Annotated in this window: 17 protein-coding genes; all 17 read right to left on the bottom strand. The window is 73.1% G+C overall.

Annotation, left to right across the window (positions count from 1 at the left end):
• Positions 1-765, bottom strand: a 765-nt coding sequence (locus AB0M97_RS27915; RefSeq protein WP_365963739.1) for a hypothetical protein, incomplete at its 3' end; no start/stop codon positions are given.
• 529 nt (positions 766-1,294) lie between these two features.
• Positions 1,295-2,752, bottom strand: coding sequence for a catalase (locus tag AB0M97_RS27910; protein ID WP_365963738.1), 1,458 nt, complete (start codon positions 2,750-2,752; stop codon positions 1,295-1,297).
• A 198-nt stretch (positions 2,753-2,950) separates the two neighbouring features.
• Positions 2,951-3,844 (bottom strand): 2-hydroxy-3-oxopropionate reductase, encoded by an 894-nt coding sequence (locus AB0M97_RS27905; RefSeq protein WP_365963737.1) that lies wholly within the window; start codon positions 3,842-3,844, stop codon positions 2,951-2,953.
• Between the two features lie 27 nt (positions 3,845-3,871).
• Positions 3,872-4,729, bottom strand: a complete 858-nt coding sequence (locus tag AB0M97_RS27900; RefSeq protein ID WP_365963736.1) for a TIM barrel protein — start codon at positions 4,727-4,729, stop codon at positions 3,872-3,874.
• A gap of 161 nt (positions 4,730-4,890) precedes the next feature.
• Positions 4,891-5,688, bottom strand: a complete 798-nt coding sequence (locus AB0M97_RS27895) for a hypothetical protein (protein ID WP_365963735.1) — start codon at positions 5,686-5,688, stop codon at positions 4,891-4,893.
• Positions 5,689-5,710: 22 nt separating this feature from the next.
• Entirely contained in the window at positions 5,711-6,226 is a 516-nt protein-coding gene (locus tag AB0M97_RS27890; protein WP_365963734.1) for a hypothetical protein, read from the bottom strand.
• Positions 6,199-7,470 carry an MlaD family protein gene (locus AB0M97_RS27885; protein WP_365963733.1) on the bottom strand — a complete coding sequence of 424 codons (1,272 nt, stop codon included), beginning with the start codon at positions 7,468-7,470 and terminating at the stop codon, positions 6,199-6,201. Before AB0M97_RS27885 ends, AB0M97_RS27890 begins: the two co-directional genes overlap by 28 nt.
• Positions 7,467-8,774, bottom strand: a complete 1,308-nt coding sequence (locus AB0M97_RS27880) for an MCE family protein (protein ID WP_365963732.1) — start codon at positions 8,772-8,774, stop codon at positions 7,467-7,469. Before AB0M97_RS27880 ends, AB0M97_RS27885 begins: the two co-directional genes overlap by 4 nt.
• The gene (locus AB0M97_RS27875) at positions 8,771-9,895 is read right to left on the bottom strand and encodes an MCE family protein (RefSeq protein ID WP_365963731.1); all 1,125 of its coding nucleotides are present in this window, start codon (positions 9,893-9,895) and stop codon (positions 8,771-8,773) included. Before AB0M97_RS27875 ends, AB0M97_RS27880 begins: the two co-directional genes overlap by 4 nt.
• Complete coding sequence (locus tag AB0M97_RS27870; protein WP_365963744.1) at positions 9,892-10,872, bottom strand: MCE family protein; 981 nt, start codon at positions 10,870-10,872, stop codon at positions 9,892-9,894. Before AB0M97_RS27870 ends, AB0M97_RS27875 begins: the two co-directional genes overlap by 4 nt.
• 77 nt (positions 10,873-10,949) lie before the next feature.
• On the bottom strand, positions 10,950-11,987 hold the full coding sequence (locus tag AB0M97_RS27865; protein ID WP_365963730.1) for an MlaD family protein: 1,038 nt from the start codon (positions 11,985-11,987) through the stop codon (positions 10,950-10,952).
• Entirely contained in the window at positions 11,984-13,231 is a 1,248-nt protein-coding gene (locus AB0M97_RS27860; protein WP_365963729.1) for an MCE family protein, read from the bottom strand. The genes AB0M97_RS27865 and AB0M97_RS27860 overlap by 4 nt, the downstream gene beginning before the upstream one ends.
• A 5-nt stretch (positions 13,232-13,236) precedes the next feature.
• On the bottom strand, positions 13,237-14,040 hold the full coding sequence (locus tag AB0M97_RS27855) for an ABC transporter permease (protein WP_365963728.1): 804 nt from the start codon (positions 14,038-14,040) through the stop codon (positions 13,237-13,239).
• Between the two features lie 2 nt (positions 14,041-14,042).
• The gene (locus AB0M97_RS27850) at positions 14,043-14,813 is read right to left on the bottom strand and encodes an ABC transporter permease (protein WP_365963727.1); all 771 of its coding nucleotides are present in this window, start codon (positions 14,811-14,813) and stop codon (positions 14,043-14,045) included.
• Entirely contained in the window at positions 14,810-15,748 is a 939-nt protein-coding gene (locus tag AB0M97_RS27845; RefSeq protein WP_365963726.1) for an ABC transporter ATP-binding protein, read from the bottom strand. The genes AB0M97_RS27850 and AB0M97_RS27845 overlap by 4 nt, the downstream gene beginning before the upstream one ends.
• Positions 15,749-16,020: 272 nt before the next feature.
• On the bottom strand, positions 16,021-17,085 hold the full coding sequence (locus AB0M97_RS27840; protein WP_365963725.1) for a sigma-70 family RNA polymerase sigma factor: 1,065 nt from the start codon (positions 17,083-17,085) through the stop codon (positions 16,021-16,023).
• 117 nt (positions 17,086-17,202) lie between these two features.
• The gene (locus AB0M97_RS27835; RefSeq protein ID WP_365963743.1) at positions 17,203-18,216 is read right to left on the bottom strand and encodes a lytic transglycosylase domain-containing protein; all 1,014 of its coding nucleotides are present in this window, start codon (positions 18,214-18,216) and stop codon (positions 17,203-17,205) included.
• Between the last annotated feature and the right edge of the window lie 436 nt (positions 18,217-18,652).

Raw genomic sequence — 18,652 nt, 5'->3', positions numbered from 1 at the left:
GGGCCCGCACCCGCACCAGCCACTTCGCAAGGCTTCGCCCCGCCGAGCAACTCGACGGGGCGAAGCATCACGGCCCGGATTAACCAACAGCGTCCGCAGGGGAGGGGCCGCCCTTCCGCACGCGCAGGCGCCCGTACGGCGCTTCACTCCCGACCGCCACCTCCTCCGCCGCCGCCTGCGTCCCACTCCGCCGTCTTCGCCCCCGTCGAAGACGCCCCGGAGCAGGGTGCGGTCCCGCCGGTTGCCGTTGCGCGACGTGTCCGCAGCATCCCCCCGGCCCGCGACCCGCTGGCGGGTCGGCCCCGCCCGCAGCGCGAGCGCCACCAGGGCCGCCTCGCCGCGCCGGACGACGGCGAGCAACTCGGCGTCACCCGGCAGGCCCTGCCGGCTCACCGTGACCGGATGCCGCCGCCGCAGCTTCCGCACCGGGCGTCGGGCCCGCCGCGTCGGGCGGAGCAGCCGGGGACCCGGCAGGCCGGCGTCCGCCGGGCCGGACGCCGGCCTGCCGATCGCCACCCGGAGGTCCGGACGCCGGGCCGGCTCCCGCACGGACAAAGGCTGCTGACGGCAGCCGAGCACCGCCCGCTCCCGCGGGTCCGGCACGCCCACGGCCGCCCCCGACGCCCGCACCGTGCCCGGCGGTCCCGCCTCCACCGCACCCCGCAGATGCAGGCCCACCACGGCCACCGTGACCGTGGCGCGCGCCCCGTCCCGCGCCACGGCGACCTCGTGCGGCCGAAGCCGGTCCGTCCTCACGTCGTCCATGGCGCACCCCCGTCGCACAGGGGCCCGCCCGCCCCCGTGCCGGCGGGCCCCTGTACGACTGACTGTGCCCGCCCGCGGCGCTCCAGGAGCCTGCCGGGGGCGTGTTCAGAGCTTGATTTGAGGGTGCCGTACGCCCGCTACGCCGCTCGGCGTAGACGCGCGGACGCCGGGAAGCGCCGGATGCGGGACCGTCCGCATCCGGCGCTTCCCGGCCGGTGAAGGTACTGGAGTTGTACGGGAGGTGTGCCGTCCGGCGGTGCGAGGCTGGGCGCGACAGGACATTCGCGCCGCCGGACGGGTCATGAGGGGGATCGGGACCGCGGCGGCTGCGACGGAACCGGGGGCTCCTTCCCTCAGGTCGAAGAAGGAGGCTCCGGGGCCTTCACCACCGCACTGGCTCGCACGCCGCCGCGGTCCGCGCCCTGCCCGCCGTACCGGTCGTCCACCCCTCATCCGGGTCGCCGGTACGGCGGGTCCGCGCGCGTCCGGTGCCCGACCTCCCCGTCGGGCCCCGGACGCAGTCTGTGGGTCAGTCCTCGCGCAGGGCGCGGACCGCCTCGGCCACGCGCGTGCCGTACTCCGGGTCGGCGGCGTGGAAGTGGGCCAGGTTCTTCTCGATCACGTCGTCGCGGGAGACCTGGGACAGGCCCCCGGCGATGTTGGCGACCAGGCGCTTCTTCTCCTCCTGCGACATCAGCCGGTACAGCTCACCGGCCTGGAAGAAGTCGTCGTCCTTGGTGTGCCGCGGCGCCTCGTGCGTGCCGGTGAACCCGGCGACGGCCAGCGGGGCCGACAGCGGACGGCCGGTCTCGACGGGGCCGTCGTAGGAGTTCGGCTCGTAGTTCTTGGCGTACCGGCCCTGGGGGTTGACCGCCATGAGGCCGTCCCGGCCGTAGTTCTCGGCGGTCGTCGCGCGCGGGGCGTTGACGGCGAGCTGGGTGTGGTTGACGCCGAGCCGGTAGCGGTGCGCGTCCGCGTAGGCGAACAGGCGGCCCTGGAGCATCTTGTCGGGGGAGGGGCCGATGCCCGGCACGAAGTTGTTCGGGGAGAACGCGGCCTGCTCGACCTCGGCGAACACGTTGTCCGGGTTGCGGTCCAGCACCAGCCGGCCCACCCGGCGCAGCGGGTAGTCCGCGTGCGGCCAGACCTTGGTCAGGTCGAACGGGTTGAAGCGGTAGTCCGCCGCCTCGGCCGCGGGCATGATCTGCACGTACAGCGTCCAGGACGGGTGCACGCCGCGCTCGATGGCCTGGAGCAGGTCGGTCTGGTGCGAGTTCGGGTCCTTGCCCGCGGTCTCGGCGGCCTGCTCGGTGGACAGGCAGCGGATGCCCTGGTTCGTCTTGAAGTGGTACTTGACGAAGAAGGCCTCGCCCGCGCTGTTCGTCCACTGGTAGGTGTGCGAGCCGTAGCCGTTCATGTGCCGGTACGACGCCGGGATGCCGCGGTCGCCCATCAGCCAGGTCACCTGGTGCGTGGCCTCGGGGGAGTGCGCCCAGAAGTCCCAGACGTTGTCCGGCTCCTGGCGGCCGGTGAACGGGTCGCGCTTCTGCGAGTGGATGAAGTCCGGGAACTTGACCGGGTCCTTGATGAAGAACACCGGGGTGTTGTTCCCGACGAGGTCGTAATTGCCTTCCCGCGTGTAGAACTTGACCGCGAAGCCGCGCGGGTCGCGGACGGCGTCGGCGCCGCCGAGCGAGTCGGCGACGGTCGAGAAGCGCACGAACACCTCGGTGCGGCGGCCGATCTCGCCGAGGAAGTCGGCGTGGGTGTAGTCGGTGATGTCGTCGGTCACCTCGAAGTGGCCGTAGGCGCCGGAGCCGCGGGCGTGCACCACGCGCTCCGGGATGCGCTCCCGGTTGAAGCGGGCGAGCTTCTCCAGCAGGTGCTGGTCCTGGAGCAGCAGCGGGCCGCCGATGCCGGCGGAGGCGGAGTTCTGGTTGTCGGCGACCGGGGCGCCGGACTCGGTGGTGAGCACGCGCTTCGACATCGTGGACCTTCCGTACGGGGAGCAGCAGCGAAAACGAGCGGAAACCTGTTTCCGCTGTGTGGAGCCTAAGTTCGGGCTGTTCGAGGCGTCAACAGTTTGTTGAACCGGCGGGCATGGGTCGGCCCGGGCGGCGCCGCCCCTTGGGCGCGACGGGACAGGTGTCAGCGGCGGCGCCGCCCGGAGTTCAGGGGGGTGGGGTCAGACCTGGGCGCCGGACAGGCGCTCCACGGCCCGCAGCAGGGCCGAGTGGTCCAGGCCGCCGTCGCCCTGGGCGCGCAGCGACGCGACCAGCTGGGCGACCACGGCGCCGACGGGCAGCGCCGCGCCGACGTTGCGGGCGGCGTCGGTGACGATGCCCATGTCCTTGTGGTGCAGGTCGATGCGGAAGCCCGGCTTGAAGTCGCGGTTCAGGAAGTTGTCCTTCTTCCGCGTCAGCACGGTGGAACCGGCCAGACCGCCGTTGAGGACGTCCAGCGCGGCCGCCAGGTCCACGCCGGACTTCTCCAGGAAGACCACGGCCTCGGCGCACGCCTGGATGTTCACGGCGACGATGAGCTGGTTGGCGGCCTTCACGGTCTGGCCCGAGCCGTGCGGGCCGCACAGCAGGATGGTCCTGCCCAGCGCCTCGAAGATCGGCTCGGCCTCGTCGAAGTCGGCCTTGTCGCCGCCGACCATGATGGACAGCACGGCCTCGATGGCGCCGGCCTCACCGCCGGAGACGGGCGCGTCCAGGACGCGGATGCCCTTCTCCTTGGCGTTCTTCGCCAGGTCGACCGAGGTCTGCGGGGTGATCGAGGACATGTCGATCAGCAGCGCGCCGGACCGGGCGTTCTCCAGGATGCCGTCCGGGCCGTAGGCGATGGCCTCGACCTGCGGGGAGGCGGGCACCATCGTGATGATCACGTCGGCGTCCCGCACGGCCTCGGCGAGGGAGGAGGCGGCCCTGCCGCCCGCGGCGGCCAGCCGGTCCAGCTTCTCCTTCTCCAGGGTGTGACCGGTGACGTCGTAACCCGCCTTGATCAGGTTCTCGGACATCGGGGAGCCCATGATGCCGAGGCCGATCCAGGCGATCTTGGGGAGGTTGTCGCTCATGTGGGTGCTTCTTTCCGTGCGAAGTGGTCAGCGGGCGGCGCGGGCCCCGGCGGGCAGCCAGTCGAAGGCCTGTGCGCTCGGGCGGTCGCCGGGCTTGTACTCCAGGCCGACCCAGCCGTCGTAGCCGGCCTTCTTCAGCCGGCCGAGCAGCTCCTCCAGCGGGAGGGTGCCGGTGCCGGGGGCGCCGCGGCCGGGGTTGTCGGCGATCTGCACATGGCCGGTCTTCGCGGCGTACCGCTCGATCACCGACGGCAGGTCCTCGCCGTTCATGGACAGGTGGTACAGGTCCATGAGGAATGTGGCGTTGCCCAGTCCCGTCGCCTCGTTGACCTTGTCGGCGACAGCGACCGCGGCGGGCGCGGACACCAGCGGGTAGCGCGGCGACTCGGGCTGGTTCAGCGCCTCGATCAGCAAGACCGCGCCGATCCGGTCGGCGGCCCGGGCCGCGCGGGCGAGGTTCTCCAGCGCCAGGGCGTCCTGCTCGGCGGGGTCGACGCCCTCCACGCGGTTGCCGTAGAGCGCGTTGAGCGCCTTGCAGCCGAGGGAGGCGGCGAAGCCGGCGGCCACGTCGATGTTGGCGCGGAACCTCTCCGACTCCTCGCCCGGCACCGACAGGGCGCCGCGGTCGGGGCCGGGGAGCTGCCCGGCGTAGAAGTTGAGGCCGGTGAGCCGCACGCCCGCGTCCTCGATGGCCTGCTTCAGCGCGTCCAGCTCGGACCGGCCGGGGGTGGGGGAGTCGATCCAGGGCCACCACAGCTCGACCGCGGTGAAGCCGGCCGCGGCGGCGGCAGCCGGGCGCTCCAGCAGCGGGAGTTCCGTGAAGAGGATCGACAGGTTGACGGTGAAGCGCTGGTCTGCGGCCGTGTCCCACTCAAAGCCTGACATAAGGTGCCGCGCTCCCTTCTGGTGACGCCGCAGCGTATTTCGTATTGCGGAAGTTCATTTCTACGTAATGGAAGATTGCCTGCGGAGGGGAAGGGCTGTCAAGACCGGCCGCCAAAAAACGCCCCCGCGCGGGGGCGCGGGGGCGGGTCGGTGCGGCCGGGTCACAGGGCGTCGACGGCGCTCACCTTCCAGCCGTCCGAGGTGCGGGACAGGGTCATCCGCACCCGGTTCAGGTCGAGGCGGGACCCGGAGACCTGGGTGCTCCTGGTGACCTGGTTGACGAACAGCAGCACCACGACCCGGTCGGGCGAGGCCGACACGACGGACGCCGCGGGGTCGCCGCCGTCCGGCGGCGCGACCACCGTCGCCTTCACCACCCCCCGGTACTTCTCGGCGGTCGGCGCGACCACGGTCTTCGTGGTCCTGCCGTACTCGTCGCGGAACTTCCCGGTCAGATGCGCGCGGGCCCGCGCGAAGTCCCGGTCCAGATGCCGGTAGTCGTACGACAGCACCACCGGCGCCGCCTTCCGCGCGGCCGCCAGCGCCTCACCCCGCGCCTCCTCCGTGCGCCCCGCCTCCGCGTGGTGCCGGCCGAGCACGGCGACCGTGACCAGCGACGCCACGAGGACGAGGGACAGGACGACGGCGGGCAGCTCGCGCCGGAGCCGGGCGGCCGGGCCCGGGGACCCGGCCGGCTCCTCGGACCGCGGCGCCGGCTCGGGCGGGTCGTCCCAGCCGTCGGGGACGTCGATCACCACGGTCCGCCCGGAGAGCCGCTCCTCGGCCGGGACGGCCGCGTTCCCGCGCCGCTGCGGGGCGTCCGCGCGCCCGGCACGCTTGGCCGCGGCGCGGGCGGCGGCGGACAGGGTACGGCGGGCCGGGGCGCGGCGGGCGGGGGCGGGCGGGGTGCGGTCGGCAGGGGTGTCGGCGGAGCGGATCCGGGAGGTCGGGTTCGCCATGGTCGTACTCCTCACGTGCGGGTCAGCCGACGAACTCGACGTCGGAGGTCAGCCAGCGGCCGTCCCGGTGCACCAGGTCGAGCTGGAGCCGGTAGGTGCGCGCCTCGCCCTTGGGCACGGCGGTGTTGGTCACCTTGCTGTCCGCGACCACCAGGACGCGGGCCGAGCGCTCGTCGGAGCGGACGATGCCCGCTTCCAGGACCTGGCCCTCGGACACCGACTTGTTCCGGGCGACCAGCCGGGTCAGCTCCGCCGTCTGCGCGGCGAACTCCTTCTTGAAGTCGCCCGTGGCGCCCTTGAGCACGTTGGCGCTGTCCCGGTCGTAGTGCCGGTAGTCGAGCGAGGTGAAGTTCAGCGCGGACTGCCGGGCGGCGGCCAGGACGTCCTGGCGGCGCTGCTCCTCGGCGCGCTGGTCGTGCAGGCGCAGGCCCAGCCACAGCGCGAGCGCCGTGGTCAGGACCGTCGCGGCGACGAGTCCCGCGGACAGCACGCGCCGCCGCGACCTCCCGCTCATGCCATGGGGCCGACGAGCAGCCATTGCCAGGACTCCTTTCCGAACATGCTCTGTTCACCGCCGGTCGAACCGATCCGGACGGCACTGCCGTCCGGGCCGGTGGCGATGCCGGTCTGCGGGTCGTACGGGGTGACGTGCGCCGCGCGGTCCGCACCGCGCGCGCCGGACGGGCCGGGCGCGTTCTGCGCACCGCGCACCGAGGTGTCGCTGCCGCGCGGCGCCGTGCAGCGGGCGCCGGTGTTCGCCGGACGCTTGCTGGTGTCCGCGGGGTCGCGCCGCGCGGTGCCGTAGCCCTGCCTGCACGGCGGCGGGTCGTCGGCGTTGACGACGAGGCCGAAGTGGGTCGTGCCGTCACCGGGGATGACGGTGTAGCTGCCCGCGACCACCAGGGGGAACGTCACCAGGGCCTGTTCCACGCCCGGCAGCCGGGCCCGGGTCACCCGGCCACCGCTGATGAGGTTGGCCAGCAGCACCGGCACGCTCGACTCGGTGGACTTCAGCAGCGAGTTGACCTGCACGGCCGCCGGTGTGCCGTTGCCGATGAGCCGCCGCAGGTCCCCGTCGCTCGACTTCAGCTGCGCGGTGAGCGCCGCGAGGTCACGGGAGAACGACTTGATGGCGGAACCCCGGTCGGCCTGCGTCTTCAGCACCGTCCGCGAGTCCTCGATCAGCGCGACCGTCTCCGGCAGCGCGTCGGACGCCGACTCCACGAGCGCGTTGCCCGAGTCCACGAGCCGGCTCAGGTGCGGTCCCGTGCCGGCGAACGCCTGGCCCAGTTCGTCCACGGTGGTGCGCAGATCGTCCTTGCCGACGGAGTTCACCAGCCGGTCCAGGCTGAGCACCAGGTCCGTGGTGGGCAGCGGCACCCGGGTGCGCTCGCGGGGGATGGTGCTGCCGTCCAGCAGGTACGGGCCGCTCGTGCCGCGCGGCTGGAGGTCGACGTACTGCTCGCCGACCGCCGAACGGTTGGCGACCACGGCCAGCGCGTCCGCGGGGATCCGCGGCGCGCCGTCCTCGATCTGCAGCGCCACCGACACCCCGGACCCGCTCAGCCGCAGCGGGCCCACCCGCCCTACCGGCACGCCCCGGTACGTCACTTCGGCGCCGGAGAAGACACCGCCGGAGTCGGCGAACTCGGCGCGCACGGTGTAGCCGCGGTCCAGGAGGCTGTCCACCAGGCCGGTGTACTCGGCGCCCACATAGGTCACCCCGACCGCGGTGATCGTGGCGAAGGCGGCCAGTTGGGCCTTGACCGTCCGTGTGATCACGGCTGCATCCCCTTCAGCATCAGCTCGGCGAGCGCGAGGTCGATCCCCGGCGGCAGGCGGCGGGTGCCGCCGGGGCCGTGGGCCGCGGTGCACACCGGCGGGCACAGCACACCGCCGTCGCCCCCGCCGTTCCCGCCGCCGCCCGGGGGCGGCGCCGGGTCGGTGGGCAGGTCCGGCACGTCCGGGGCATCGGGCAGTTCGGGCGCCGGCGGCAGGGGCACGTCGGGGACGCCGGGCAGGTCCGGAACGCCGGGCACCTCCGGGCCGGGCCTGTCCCTGTCCTCGTCCTTGTCCTTGTCGTCGTCGGTGAGGTTGCCGTACAGGCTCGCCAGGTCGAGGTCGGCGGTGACCTTGAGGTTGACGTAGTCGCCCTTGACGGCCTCGGTCGCGTTCCGGGGGAACGGGTAGGTGGTCAGCAGCTCCAGGGAGTTCGGCAGGTCGTCGCCCGCCTTGTTCAGCTGCTGGAGGATCGGGCGCAGCGCCTTGAGGTTGGCGACCGTGTCGGCGCGGGAGGCGTTCACCACGCGCGTGCCGGTGGTGCCGAGCTTCGACAGCGCGGTGAGCATCTTCGTCAGGTCGCGGCGCTGGTCGGCGAGGACCTTCAGCGCCGGTGGCATCGTGTCGACGGCCGTGGCGATGGTCCCGCGCTCCTTGGCGAGCCGCTTGGCCAGCCGGTCGACGCCCTCCAGGGCGCGGACGATCTCCGCCTTCTGGCCGTCGAGCCCGCCGAGGAACGTGTCCAGCTCCTTCAGCAGGGACTTGACGCGGTTCTCGCGGCCCGCGAGGGCCTTGTTCAGCTCCACGGTGATCGTCTTCAGCTGGGCCACGCCGCCGCCGTTCAGCAGCGCCGACAGCGCGGACAGCACCTCCTCGATCTCCGGGTTGCGGCCGCTGCGGGACAGCGGGATGCGGTCGCCGTCGCCGAGCCGCCCGACGGGCGCGGTGCCGGGCGGCGCGGACAGCGCCACGTACTTCTCGCCGAGCATGCTGGTCTGCCGCAGCTCGGCGACCGCGTTGCCGGGCAGCTTCACCGAGTCGGCGACCCGCAGCCGCACGCGCGCGTGCCAGCCGTGCAGCTCCACCTTCTCGACCGCGCCGACCGTGACGTTGTTGACCTTCACGGACGACTGCGGCACCAGGTCCAGCACGTCCCGGAAGTCGACGGTGACGCGGTAGGCGCGGCCGTCCGCGGCGGCGCCGCCGGGCAGCGGCACGTCGTACCAGCCGTTGAACTCGCAGCCGGACAGCAGCAGCGCGCCCACCGCCGTCCACGCCGCCGTCCCGCCCTTGCGCAGCATGCTCATGCGCCCGCCCCCAGGATCCCGCCGAGCGTCCGGTCGACCGTGCCGGACGCCGGCGCCGTCGGGGGCTCGGGCAGCGAGTCGAAGAGTTCCTCCAGATCCCGGCAGTCGGGGTTCTTGCCGCCCGCGTCGCCGGTCGTCCTCAGCAGGGAGCACAGCAGCGCGGCCGGGTCCTGCGGCTCGTCGGGGTTGTTGCGGGTGTCGAGGGTGCCGGAGGAGGGGTTGTACGCGTTCTGCAGGTTGGACAGGCCGGTCGGCGCCACCTCCAGCAGTTCCTCCAGGGCCGCCCGCTGGGTGACCAGCACCTTGGTGACCTTGCTCAGCCCCTGCACGTTCGAGGTGAGCGACTTCTTGTTGTTCTTCACGAACTCGGCCACGTCTCCGAGGGCCGCGCCGAGGTTCTTCAGCGCCGCCGCGAGGTCCTTGCGCTCCCCGGCGAGCTGCTCCGCGACCTTGGCGAGGGAGGAGTTGAACGACCGTACGTCCTTGTCGTCGGCGGCCAGCGCGGCGGTGAACACCTGGAGGTTGCGCACGGTGCCGAACAGGTCGCCCCGGCCGTCGGACAGCGTGGTGACCGCCTTCGACAGGTCCTCCACGGTCCGGTGCAGGTTCTTGCCCTGGCCGTCGAGGTTGTCCGCGCTCACCCCGAGCAGCCGCGACAGGGCGCCCTCTTTGTTGGCGCCGTCGGGGCCGAGCGCCTCGGCCGTGGTGTGCAGGCTGTCGAAGATCCGGTCCAGCTCGACGGGCACGGCGGTGCGCGTCTCGGGGATCACGTCACCGCTGCGCAGCTCGGGGCCCGACCGGTACACCGGCAGCAGCTGCACGTAACGGTCGCTGACCACCGAGGAGTTGACGATGGCGGCCCGGGCGTCCGCCGGGACCTTGCGACCCTCGTCGTACTCCAGCACCACGCGCACCCGGCCGCCCTCCGGCGTGATCTCCTTGACCTCGCCGATGCGGACGCCGAGGACCCGGACGTCCGAGCCGGGGTAGATGCCGACGGTGCGCGGGAAGTACGCCGTGACCCGCACGGGCTCCGTGCGCGGCCACAGCGCGTACACGCACGCGGCGAGGAGGGCGAGGGCGGTGACCAGGGCCACGCGCCGCCTCACGGGGGAGTTCACTGGGCGCCTCCCGTGCGCGGCACCACGGGCGCCGCGACCATGTTCTGGATGTAGCTGTCGAACCAGCGGCCGTTGCCGAGGGTGTTGGTGAAGACGCGGACGTAGGGCGCGAGCAGCCGGACGCTGCGGTCGAGGCTCGCCTGGTTGCGTTCGAGCATCTTCACGAAGGTGTTCAGGTTCTTCAGGGCGGGGCCGATCTGCTCGCGGTTGTCCTCCACGAGGCCGGACAGTTCGACGCCCAGCCGCGCGGACGACGTCAGGAGCTTGTGGATCGCCGCGCGGCGCTTGGCGATCTCCTTGAACAGCTTGTCGCCGTCCTTCACCAGGGCGGTGAAGTCCCCGGAGCGCTCCGCCAGCACCCCGGTGACGCCGTTGGCCCGGTCGAGGAGCTCGCCGAGCGCCTTGTCGCGGGAGGCCACCGTCCGGGAGATCCTCGACAGGCCCTCGATGGAGGCGCGCACCTCGGCGGGCGAGTCCCGGAAGGTGGTGGAGAGGGTGTCCAGCGCCTTCGCCAGCTGGTCGGTGTCGACCTTCTCCGTGGTGGTCGTCAGATCGCTGAACGCCTCCACCACGTCGTACGCCGGGACCGTGCGCCGCAGCGGGATCTCGCTGCCCGGAGGCAGCTGCCCCGGCCCCTTCGGGTGCAGCGCCAGGTACTTGGCGCCGAGGATGGTCTTCACCCGGATCGACGCGCCCGTCTCGGTGCCGAAGTCCGGGTCCTCCTTCAGCTTGAAGGTCACCTTGACGTGGTCGCCGTCCAGGTCGACGGTCTCGACCTTGCCGACCTTGACCCCGGCGATGCGCACCTCGTCGCCCGGCTTGAGCCCGCCGGCCTCCGAGAAGGCCGCGCTGTACGTCTCGCCGCCGCCGATCACCGGCAGGCTGTCGGCGTTGAACGCGGCCACGGTCAGCAGCGCCAGCGCGGTGAGCCCGGCGGCGCCGACGATCACGGGGTTGCGCTCACGGAACGGCTTCAGCCGCGGCCGGCGCGGCCGACCCGGCAGCCGCGGCCGCGACGATCCGGGCACCCGCAGCTTCCCAGGCAGTCGCAGTCTCATCCGCCGCACCTCGCCCGCGCCACGTGCAGCTCCGGAGTGAGCACCTGCTTCGTCTTCGGCAGCACGATCCGGCCGTCGAAGTCGCACAGGTAGAAGTTGAACCAGGAGCCGTAGGACGCCGTCCCGGTCAGCTCGTTGAGCTTGTTCGGCAGCCGCTTCAGCACGCCCTCCACCGTCTTCTCGTTCTCGTTCAGCGTTCCGGTCAGCTCGCTCAGCTCCGCGATGTCGTCCTTGAGCGGCGCACGGGCGTCCCTGAGCAGCCCCGAGGTGGCCTCCGCGAGGTCCCCGATGCTCACCAGCGACCTGCCGAGCGGCTTGCGGTCCGCGGACAGCCCGGAGATCACCCGCCGCAACTGCTTGAGCAGCCCGGAGAACCGTCCGGAGCGCTTGTCGAGCGTCTCCAGCACCGTGTTCAGGTTGGTGATCACCGAGCCGATCAGCTCGTCCCGGTCGGCGAGCGTCGTGGTGAGCGACGCGGTGTGCGCGAGCAGGCTGTTCACCGTGCCGCCCTCGCCCTGGAGTGTCTTGACGATCTCGGTGGCGAGCTGGTTGACGTCACTGGGGCTGAGCGCCGCGAACAGCGGCTTGAAGCCGTTCAGCAACGCGTTGAGGTCCAGCGCCGGCTGGGTCCGCGCCAGCGGGATGGTGCCGCCGGGCGGCAGCCGGGTGCCGTCGCCCGTGCCCTCGGTGAGCGCCACGTACCGCTGCCCGACGAGGTTGCGGTAGCGCACCACCGCGTGCGTCCCGGCGAGCAGCGGCCGGTCGGCGCTGACGGTGAACGTGATCTCCGCCAGCGTCCGGTCCTTGATGCGGATGTCCTCCACCTCGCCGACCCGCACTCCGGCGACCCGGATGTCGTCGCCCTCCTCCAGGCCGGTGACGTCGCTGAACACCGCGTGGTAGCGGTGCTTGGGGTCGAACGAGACGTTGACGATGGTGGCGGCGAGCAGGGCCGTCGCCAGGATCGTCACCACCGCGAACAGGCCGAACTTGACCAGGGGTGCCGCGGTGCGCCGGGCCGCTGTCGTGCTCATGCGACGCTCACCGCCGTCCCACGGGCCAGTGGGCCGAACAGCAGGGTCGTCACGGGCGGCACCTCGTCCGCGGGCACGCCGAGGACGGGCGCCACCAGCGAGCCGACGGCCCGCTGCTCCGCCGAGGTGGCCGACACGGGCGGCGAGCCGCTGCCCGCATGGCCGCCCGACGTGCCGTCGTTCAGCTTGGTGTGCGGCGCCGGCACCCGCGGACGGGGCACGCCCCGGCAGTCGGGCCCGGACCGCTCGCCGTAGCGCGGCTCCTCGCCGGGCTCGTACCCGGGCCGCTGGCGCACCACCTCCAGCGTGATCCGCATGACGCCGCCCCGGAACGCCTCCTCCGACGCCCTGCTCTGCCGGACCAGTCCGGCCAGCAGGCACGGGTACTCGGGGGAGTACCGCGCGAACAGGTCCAGGGTGGGCCGGGACACCTCGCCCAGCGTGATCAGCCGGTCGCCGTTGACGTTCAGGAAGTCCTCCGCGGTGCCCGCGACGGTCGTGGTGGAGCGCAGCGCCGCCGCCAGCCGGTCCTTCTCCTTGACCAGCGTGCGGCTGGTCGTGACGGTGTTGCGCAGGATGCGCATCAGGTCGGGCGCCGCGTCGCCGTACACCTCGGCCACGTCCGCGAACCGCGAGATGTCCTCCTTCAGCGACGGCAGGTGCGGATTGAGGCGGCGCAGATAGCGCTCGACCCGCACCAGGTTGTCGCCGATCCGGTCGCCCCGCCCCTCCAGCGCCGTGGCGAACGCCGACAGCGTGGCGTTGAGTTCGCCCGGCTGCACGGTCCGCAGCAGCGGCAGCAGGTCGTTCATCAGCTGCTGCACCTCGATGCCGACCCGGGTGCGGTCCTGGGGGATGACGTCCCCGGCCCGGATCGGCCGGGCCGACGAGCCGGGCGGCGGCACCAGGTCGACGTACTTCTCGCCGAACAGCGTCTTCGGCAGCAGCCGCGCCCGCACGTCGGCCGGGATCGACGCGACGTGCTGCGGCTTGAGCGCGATGTCCAGCGTGGCCTTCGAGCCGTCCGCCCGCACCGCGCGCACCTCGCCCACCAGCAGCCCGCGCAGCTTGACGTCGGCCCGCGGATCGAGCTGGTTGCCGAGCCGGTCGGCCTGCAGCGTGACCCGCACGACCGGCGTGAACGCCTGCTGGTACACGGCCACGGCGAGCGACAGCAGCAGCGCCAGCACGGCGAGGAAGGCGACGCCGTACAGCCTCAGCCTGAGTGGTCCGACACGGTTCATCCACCTCACCCCGCAATCCGTACGGTCGTGCTGGCGCCCCAGATCGCCAGGCTCAGGAAGAAGTCCAGGACGTTGATCGCGACGATCGACGTGCGCACCGCCCGGCCCACGGCCACCCCGACGCCCGCCGGGCCGCCGCCGGCGTGGTAGCCGTAGTAGCAGTGCACGAGGATGATCAGGACGGCGAAGACGATCACCTTGCCGAACGACCAGAACACGTCGACCGGCGGCAGGTACTGGTGGAAGTAGTGGTCGTAGGTGCCCGTCGACTGCCCGTAGTAGCTCGTCGTGATGGTGCGCGCGGCCAGGTACGACGACAGCAGCCCGACCACGTACAGCGGGATCACCGCCACGAACCCGGCGATCATGCGCGTCGTCACCAGGAACGGCAGCGACGGCACGCCCATCACCTCCAGCGCGTCCGTCTCCTCGCTGATCCGCATCGCGCCGAGCTGCGCGGTGAAGCCGGCGCCGACCGTCGCGGACAGCGCGAGCCCGGCCACCAGGGGCGCGATCTCCCGCGTGTTGAAGTACGCCGACAGGAACGCCACGAAGTTGGACGTGCCGAGCTGGTTGAGCGCCGCGTAGCCCTGCAGGCCGACCTCGGTGCCGGTGAAGAAGGACAGGAAGGCGATCACGCCGACCGTGCCGCCGACGACGGCCAGCGCGCCGCGGCCGAAGCTCACCTCGGCCAGCAGCCGCAGCACCTCCTTCTTGTAGCGGCGCAGCGTGCGGCCCGTCCACGCCAGCGAGCGTCCGTAGAAGGAGAGTTGGGCACCCAGCTCCTCCAGACGATTCAGCAGTGCCATGCTCAGCCCCTCTGCGGGACGACCTGGAAGTACACCGCGGTCATCACGAAGTTCGTCACGAACAGCAACATGAAGGTGATCACCACGGACTGGTTCACGGCGTCACCCACGCCCTTGGGACCGCCCTTGGCGTTGAGCCCCTTGTACGAGGCGACGATCCCGGCGATCGCCCCGAACACCAGCGCCTTCAGCTCGGCTGCCCACAGGTCGGACAGCTGGGCGAGCGTGGTGAAGGAGGCGAGATACGCGCCCGGGGTGCCGTTCTGCAGGACGACGTTGAAGAAGTAGCCGCCCGCCACGCCCACGACCGACACCAGCCCGTTGAGCAGCACCGCGACCAGCATCGACGCCAGGACGCGCGGCACCACCAGCCGGTGGATCGGGTCGATGCCGAGGACCTGCATCGCGTCGATCTCCTCGCGGATCTTCCGCGCGCCGAGGTCCGCGCAGATCGCCGTGCCGCCCGCGCCCGCGATCAGCAGCGCGGTGACGATCGGGGAGGCCTCCCGCAACACGGCCAGCACGGACGCGGCACCCGAGAACGACTGGGCGCCCAGCTGCCGGGTCAGGCTGCCGATCTGGAGCGCGATGACCGCCCCGAACGGGATCGACACCAGCGCCGTCGGCAGGATCGTCACGCTGGCGACGAACCACGCCTGCTGGATGAACTCCCGCGCCTGGAACGGCCGCCGGGGGATCGTCCGCAGGACGTCCAGGGCCAGCGCGAACAGGTCCCCGGAGTGCTTGAGCGCCCCGGTCGGTGACAGGCTCATGCGTCGGCCCCCTGCGTGCGGCGCAGCTCGGCCTCGCGCTGCGCGATCGCCTCCCAGCGGGGCGGGCGCTCGATGCCGGGCCCCGGCAGCAGGCGGGGCGTGCGGACCGGGGGCTCCTGGCCGCCCGCCCGGTCGTCCAGCGCGGCGAGCTCCTGCTCGACCTGCGCGGCGTCCTTCTCCTCCGCCATGCCGATCGGCCCTTCCATCCGGCCGTTCAGGAACTGCCGTACGACCGGCTCGTCGCTACTCAGCAGCTTCTCGCGGGGGCCGAACATCACCAGCTCGCGGCGGAACAGCAGCCCGATGTTGTCGGGCACCTGGCGGGCCGAGGCGATGTCGTGCGTGACGATCAGGAACGTGGCGTCGATCTGCGCGTTGAGGTCCACGATCAGCTGGTTGAGGTAGGCCACGCGCACCGGGTCCAGGCCCGAGTCCGGCTCGTCGAAGAGGATGATCTCCGGGTCCAGCACCAGGGCCCGCGCCAGACCGGCCCGCTTGCGCATGCCGCCGGAGATCTCACCGGGCAGCTTCTCCTCGGCGCCGATCAGACCCACCATGTCCATCTTCTCCAGCACGATGCGCCGGATCTCGCTCTCGGACTTGCGGGTGTGCTCACGCAGCGGGAAGGCGATGTTGTCGTAGAGGTTCATCGAGCCGAACAGCGCGCCGTCCTGGAACAGCACGCCGAACAGCTTCCGCACCTCGTACAGGTCGTGCTCGCGCAGCTTGGTGATGTCCTGGCCCTGGATCGTGATCGATCCGCGCTCCGGCTTCAGCAGCCCGACGAGCGTCTTCAGGAACACCGACTTGCCCGTGCCCGACGGGCCGAGCATGACCGAGACCTCCCCGGCGGGCAGCGTCAGGGAGACGTCCTGCCAGATGACCTGGTGGCCGAAGGACTTGGTCAGCCCTTCCACACAGATCTCGACACCCATCCGGTTCACCCTCCGCCCGCCTGCGCAGCTCCGACACCTGCTCTACGGGGAGGAGCGGGGCGTCCGTCGCGGCGCACCCGAATTTTTTTCGGACGAGTTTCCGGACGGGTCCGGACGGGTCCGGACGGGGTCACGGGAGCCGTGGCGCGGGTGCGTTCACGGGAGTGGCGGGGAGGGCAGCGGGCCGGCCCGGGTGCTTCCGGGAGGGGTACGGGAGCCGTGGCGCGGGTGCGCGGACGGCAGGGCTTGCCCGCCCGGGGCCCCCGGGAGGGCTACGGCAGTCGCGGGGCGGGTGCGCTGACGGTGGGGTCGGGGGGTGGCGCGGAGGGCAGGGTCGGTGCGCCCGGGGCCTCCGGGGCCGACGGGGCCTGCGGCAGCGAGGGCACCGGCGGGGCCGACGGCAGGGCCGACCCGACCGGCAGGTCCGGCACCTTCGGCAGCTCCGGCACCCCCGGCACACTGGGCACCGGCGGCCCGGGCAGCTCGGGCAGTGGGGACACCTCCGGCAGCGGCGGCACGTTCAGCGGCAACAGCGCGTCGTCCTCGCCCGGGCCGGTCACCCCGCGCTTCGGGTCCGCCGTACGCGGCGACGAGCCGGCCCGCTCCGGGGCGCGCGACCCGGCGCCGGTGCCGTCGGCCCGCGGCGCCTGCGCGCCCTGGGACGCGGACGGCCGCGGCGCCGGACCGCTCGCGCTGCCGTCGAGCGCGTACGGCAGGCAGAACCCGGCCACCGCCAGCGTGGCCGCCGTCGACACGGCCGCCGCGGCCTGCGCCTTCCCGCCGGTCCGCGGCCGGCCCCGGCCGATCAGGAACAGCGCGATCCCGAGCGTCCCGGCCAGCGAGTTGCGCAGCGTGCGCCGGGCGCGGGCCAGCAGCGACTCCACCGTCCGGTAGCTCAGGCCCATCCGCACGGCGACCTGGCCGACGTCCAGGTCCTGCGACTTCAGCCGCAGCGCCTCCGCCTGCCGCGCGGGCAGCTCGCCGCTGCGCACGGCCAGCCACCGGGCCTCGGCCCGGTCGCACACCGCCTCGTCCACGGGCACCGGCCCCGGCGCGCAGAGCGTGGGACTGGTGCGCACCTCGGCCTCACGGTTGACCTGCCGGTAACGGTCGATGCACAGCCGCATCGTCACGGTCGTCAGCCACGCGGCGAGGCGCTCGTCGTCCAGGTCCGGGCGCTCCGCCGCGCGCAGCATCGCCTCGTGCACCGCGTCCTCGGCGTCCTCCGGGCTCATCGAACGGCGCCGGGCCACCTTGAGCAGCTGCTCGCGGTGGCTCCACATGCGCTCCCAGCGCTCGTGCGCCGCTTGCGTCTTGGCAGGCATGTCCGTTGCCATGAGGGCCCCTTCGCACTCCGAGCGGGTGTCCGGACCCCGGCCGCGCGGCGCGCGCTCGGCCGGGGTCCGGACACAGCTCATCCCCGCCGGTCTCGTGCCGTCCGGCGGGTGGCGAGATTACCGCCCGGTAGCCCCGGTTGTGGAGGGGGTGGCGGCGATCGAGTCCGCACTGTTGCCGGTCAGCGGACCACCGCTGGGCAGCAGGTCATCGCCCGGGAGATCGAGTTCCGGGCCGGGTGTGGGCAGTTCGGGCTTGCGGGTCGGGCGGGGCTCCTGTGACGGCGACGGGGTGGGGGAGGGCGGGGCCGGCTCGGCCGGCGTGCGGGTCGGCCCGGTGCCCGGGTCCGCGCTCGGCTTCGCAGACGCCCGAGGGGTCTCGTCCGCGTCCGGCCGCCGTGACGGCTCCGCGCGCCCGGCGGGCGCCGCCGGGCTGTCCGGGACCACGCGGTGCCCGGCCAGGAAGTACGCGTACCAGGCCCGCACCGTGCGCAGATAGGCCCTGGAGTGGTTGTAGCCGAGGATCGCCCGGTCCAGGTCGGCGGGCCGGGACAGGTCCCTGCCGCCCGCGCACAGGTAGCGCCCGGCGGCCAGCGCCGCGTCGAAGACGTTGTGCGGGTCGGCCCGCCCGTCGCCGTTGCCGTCCGCGCCCCAGCGGGCCCAGGTCGACGGGATGAACTGCATCGGGCCGACCGCGCGGTCGTAGGCCGTGTCCCCGTCGTACCCGCCGCCGTCGGTGTCCCGGATGACGGCGAACGGGCCACCGTCCAGCCGGGGCCCGCGGATCGGCGTGATCGTCGTGCCGTCCGCGGTGACCCGGCCGCCGCGCGCCTGACCGGACTCCACCTGGCCGATCGCGGCCAGCAGCTGCCACCTCAGCCGGCACCCGGGCGCGGTGCGCGCGAGGTCCTCCTCGGCGCTGCGGTAGGCGGCGAACACGGTCGCGGGCAGCACGCCGCCCGCGACGGCGCCCGCACCCCCGTCCGCCCCGCGCTCCCCGGCCCGCAGCGGCGGCAGCTGGGTCCGGTACGGGGTGTCGCCGGACACGCTCGGCCCCCGCTCGGCCGGCGCCGGCCGCTGCGGCGCGGAGGCCCGCGCCTCGGTCGGCGCCTGCGATGCCGTCAACGCCGCCATCGCCGCCACCGCGACCGCCGTCCCCTTCGCACCCCTGAGTCTGTGCCCGTGTCCCACCACGTCGAACTCCCCTCCTTCGGATGTCCTCATCTGCTCTACGGGGGAGTGGGGGGTGTCCGTCGTCTGCTCTGCGGCGGCCCACATCCACCGCCCGCGACACGGGCGGGCGGGCCGGGTCCGGTGTCCGCTCCATGGGCGGGGCTGGGCGGGTCCGGTGTCCGCTCTGCGGGGGAGCGCGCCGTATCGGTCGTCTGCTCTGCGGGAGGTCTCGTCCGTCGTCCGCTTCACGGGCGGGGGCGGGGCCGGGTCCGTCGTTCGCACCACGGGCGGGCGGGCCGGGTCCGTGTCCGGTTTCCGCTCCACAGGGAATGCACGGTGTCCGTCGCCCGCTCCACGGGGAAGTGCGCCGCTCCATGGGAAGCACGCCGCGTCAGTC

Source organism: Streptomyces sp. NPDC051207 (assembly GCF_040682395.1).
Taxonomy (GTDB): domain Bacteria; phylum Actinomycetota; class Actinomycetes; order Streptomycetales; family Streptomycetaceae; genus Streptomyces.
Note: the sequence above shows the minus strand (reverse complement) of the source record. Positions and strands in the feature narration are given on the sequence as shown.